We start from the raw sequence: 4,250 nt of genomic DNA, 5'->3' as shown, positions 1-4,250 counted from the left end.
CTGTAATAATTACTTTCTCTGCATTTGCAACATATTATTTCTGACATATACTAACCTTATTTGTGTTATTGTGCATATCATATCAGCTTTCTCAATTGTATGCTATATTTGTTTAGCAATGCCAAATGATTAATTATTGTCATAAAGAATATTAATACATAACTATTAGAATATAAATATTTAGCAAATTTCATCTTGAATTTAACATACATAAAATAAATTGCTATCATTAGTAGCATATATGGTATCATCAAATTCAAATTAAACCAAAAGAATGCCACCAAAAAAATTTTCAATAATTCCAAATTTATACTACTTAAACTATTTCTATACGACATATTCATGTATAATGTATAAAAAATTGAGCAAATTGCTATTTTAAAAACCCAATCATAAACTGTTAAATTTAATAACGTTTTGTATATTATCGCTAAAAAAATATTAAATATTAAAAATTTAACATTAACCTCATGGCTAGAGTTAAGATTTAAATACATCATTAAAGATACTATTCCAAATAGAACAAAAATTATATGCCAATCAAGGAAGTTAAAGCTATAGTAGCAAAATAAAGATAAGAATAATGAGAGAATTTCAATAATAAAATAACTAAAATCAATTTTTGCACCACAATAATTACACCTACCCTTACAAAAAATATATCCAAAAATTGGTATATATTCTTTCAATTTCAAACAATGGTTGCACGTTGAACATCTAGGAGGGATAGGGTTTTCATAATTAAACCCCATAAGTGGAACGCTTCTTGGAACTCTAAAGTAAAAAGACGTTGCAAAATTACCTATTATTAACCCAAAGTATCCCGCTATTATATAATTAATAATATCCACCACGTTCAAAAAATCACTCCTTACTCTAATTTAATTTGATAGAACTTAAAATATCAATAGAATTTTTATTTTTTAGCCTACTAAGCTTATGCTTCTTTAGTGATAATGCGATTAATTTATCTAATAAATCTTTATATTTGATTCCATAATGATCTAGTAATTTAGGATATAGGCTAATTTCTGTAAATCCAGGAAGTGTGTTTATTTCACTAAAAAACAATCTATTGCTTTTGATTTCAAGAAAAAAATCTACCCTTGCAAGACAATTACATTCTAAAATTTTAAAAATTTCCCCAGCTTTTTCTCTAATAATATTTACCATAGAATCATCTAATATTGCAGGGATTTGAAATTTTGCACCATCCTTCATTATATATTTAGCTTTATAGCTGTAAAATGCATCTTTTGGAATTAACTCTCCAGGATAACTGATTATAGGTTGGTCATAATCATCAATGTTTTCGAGTACAGATACTTCTATTTCTTTACCCAAAATTCCTTGTTCAACTAAAATTTTATTGTCATATTTAAATGCATTTTCAATACTACCCACTAGGTCATCAAATTGATTTACCTTTTCTATACCAATACTAGAACCTCCATTCGCAGGCTTAACAAAAACAGGAAAAGAAAAATTTTGACTGATATATTGAATAAAATTATCCTTTTTTTCTTCATTACCATACTGATACTCTTTAATGCTAATATGTGGTGCAATTAAAGTGCCACTCTCTTTTAGTATCATTTTAGTAAATTCCTTATCCATTGTAATTGATGAACTCAAAATATTTGAGCTTACATATGGAATATCTAGCAACTCAAAAAAACCTTGTAATATACCATCCTCTCCAGTTTTTCCATGTATAATAGGAAAAAATACATCAACTGATTGATTTATTTCATTGAAATCTACAGGCTTAATGCAATTATAATTATAACTTTCTTGGCACTTAATCTGGTTTATACACTTTGCAATATAATGAGCTAAGTCAGTATCTGACTCATTTATTAATGGGTCCAAATTTATATAATACCACTTACCCTCAGTATTAATATATATAGGAATAATAAAATATTTAGCTACATTAAGATTTTTAATTATAGAAATTGCCGATTTGATTGAAACTTCATGCTCAGCGGACAAACCACCAAATAAAACACCAATTTTTAATTTTTTCATTTATCTATAATTATTTTAAAAATTACTAATTATTAAAATACTTTAAAAATTTATTATCTGACGAAAGTACTAAAGACGAATTTTCATTAAATAAATTCTTGTATATGTCTAATGATTTATAATATTCATAAAAATCTCTATCCTTACTATATGCTTGTGCATATATATTAATGGCTTCGGCATCACCCTGCCCTTTAATAATTTCCGCTTCTTTATTAGCTTCTGCAATAATAATTGCTCTCTCTTTATCGGATTTAGCCTTGATAATTTCACTCTCTTGATGCCCTATTGCCCTAATTTCTTTAGCTTCTTTTTGCCTTTCTGTTATCATCCTTTCATAAACAGCATTTCTGGCTTTATCTGGTAAATTGACCCTAATAAGCCTAACATCAACAATATCAACTCCAAAACTTCTGACATTTTCATTCACTATATCAATTACATCTTCTCTGATTTTATTTCTCTTAGAACCCAAAATCTCAATAAATTTTACCCTACCAATTACTTCTCTAATTCCAGACTCAATTATAGACTCCAATCTAACTCTAAATCTATAATCATCTTGCACCGCTTCATAAAAACTTTTTGGATTAACTATTTTATATTTTGCATATGCATCTACCTTCATTGTTTTTTGATCAAAAGCAACAACTTCGCTGTTCTCACTCATTTTAAAAGTTAAATTTTGTATCCTCTTATCAAAAAATTTCACATCTTGAATTAGTGGTAATTTAATTTTTAATCCAGGTTCTACTACCTCATTGATTACTTCACCAAACTGTATAATAATTGCAATCTTCCTTTGATCTAAGACATAAATTGAATTAGCTGCAAGAAAAAGTATTATTATAAACGCAATAAGCAAACTACTTTGAACTTTTCTCATATACCTCAATTTTATTTATTATCATTATTTGTTATCCATCTTATTAAGCGGTAAAAATGGCAATATACCTTTGGATATATCTTTATCAATAATAATTTTATTAGTATCTTGATAAACTTTTTCCATTGTGTCTAAGTACATTCTTTTTTTCGTAATGTCTTTATCAACCGAATAAGCTTTGAAAATTTCATTAAACTTAGTTGCCTCACCATATGCCTTAGATATGATGGATTCTTTATATGCTAGGGCTTTTTCAACCGATGTAGCACCTTCACCTTTAGCTTTTGGTATAATCTCATTCCTATAAGCCTGCGCTTGATTGATAAATCTTTCTCTATCAGCCTTTGCTGATTGCACATCACGGTATGCATCCCTTACTTCTGGCCCAACATAACTATATAAAATCCCTACACTAACAATTTCAATCCCAGAACCATATGAATCCATTATCTTTTGTAATCCATTTTTAACATCATGCTCAATTAGCAGTCTTTTTTCAGATAATGCTTCTGATAGCGTTACCTCACTAATTACCTGCCTCATAACACTTTCAGCAGCACTTTTAACAATATTTTCACTTGTGCCATCCTTGATATTGAATAAATAATTTTTTGCATTCATAATCTTCCACTGTACATAAAAATGCATATCAATTATATTTTCATCTCCCGTAAGCATCTGACTTTCTTTAGGATAACTCAAATCATTCTCATTTTGCTTTGAATCGTCTATACCTAGATAATTAGTCTTGGAAACTCCAATCGGATCAGTAATTTTGCCAATAATATCCTTTTTAATCCTTGTTACACTTACTTTTTCAACCGTTTCAATAGGACTTGGTAATTTATAATTTAGACCAGGCTTTACCTCTCTATTATATTTACCGAATCTCATTATTATCCCCTCCTCATCCGTATCTACAGTAAAAAATCCTGTTGAAAGCCATGTTAAAGCTAACAATACCAAAGCCACATATATCATTCCAAAATGATTACTTTTCTTTTTATTATTAAAATTAATGTAACCTATGATTTTTTCTTGAGTCTTTTTTAGTGACTCCCTTGTATCATTATCTTCATTTTCAGAATTTTTATTATCCAAATTATTACCCCAAGGATTATCTATCATGACTTTAATTGAACATTAATACAAAATTATAACGTTATAAATTTATAATGAACATTACGAGTTCTTGCAAGTAATTTAATAAAAAAGACCATTGCATAATAGGCAGAAAGAAACATATATGATAGAATGAAAAGATAAGTACATACGAAAGAGGAGGCAAAATGTCATTTTTAGTAAGAGAAGCAGAAGAACGTATAGAGAAGAG

4 protein-coding genes are annotated in these 4,250 nt (G+C 27.9%); all 4 read right to left on the bottom strand.

Translation table 11 applies throughout. The features are described from left to right. Nucleotides 1-77 precede the first annotated feature (77 nt). The 4 genes from L8D11_RS03850 to hflK are packed head-to-tail and all read right to left on the bottom strand — an operon-like array spanning nucleotide 78 to nucleotide 4,045. On the bottom strand, nucleotides 78-854 hold the full coding sequence (locus L8D11_RS03850; protein WP_236870357.1) for a prepilin peptidase: 777 nt from the start codon (nucleotides 852-854) through the stop codon (nucleotides 78-80). 22 nt (nucleotides 855-876) lie between these two features. Then, a complete protein-coding gene (locus L8D11_RS03845; RefSeq protein ID WP_236870356.1) occupies nucleotides 877-2,031 on the bottom strand; it encodes a D-alanine--D-alanine ligase family protein in 1,155 nt (384 codons plus the stop codon). Between the two features lie 25 nt (nucleotides 2,032-2,056). Then, nucleotides 2,057-2,917, bottom strand: coding sequence for a protease modulator HflC (gene hflC / locus L8D11_RS03840; protein WP_236870355.1), 861 nt, complete (start codon nucleotides 2,915-2,917; stop codon nucleotides 2,057-2,059). A 24-nt stretch (nucleotides 2,918-2,941) separates the two neighbouring features. Then, nucleotides 2,942-4,045, bottom strand: a complete 1,104-nt coding sequence (gene hflK / locus L8D11_RS03835) for an FtsH protease activity modulator HflK (RefSeq protein WP_236870354.1) — start codon at nucleotides 4,043-4,045, stop codon at nucleotides 2,942-2,944. Between the last annotated feature and the right edge of the window lie 205 nt (nucleotides 4,046-4,250).

This window comes from Candidatus Bandiella numerosa (genome assembly GCF_021811875.1).
Classification (GTDB): domain Bacteria; phylum Pseudomonadota; class Alphaproteobacteria; order Rickettsiales; family Midichloriaceae; genus Aquirickettsia; species Aquirickettsia numerosa_A.
The sequence above is the reverse complement of the archived record's forward strand: the minus strand, read 5'-3'. Positions and strand labels throughout refer to the sequence as shown.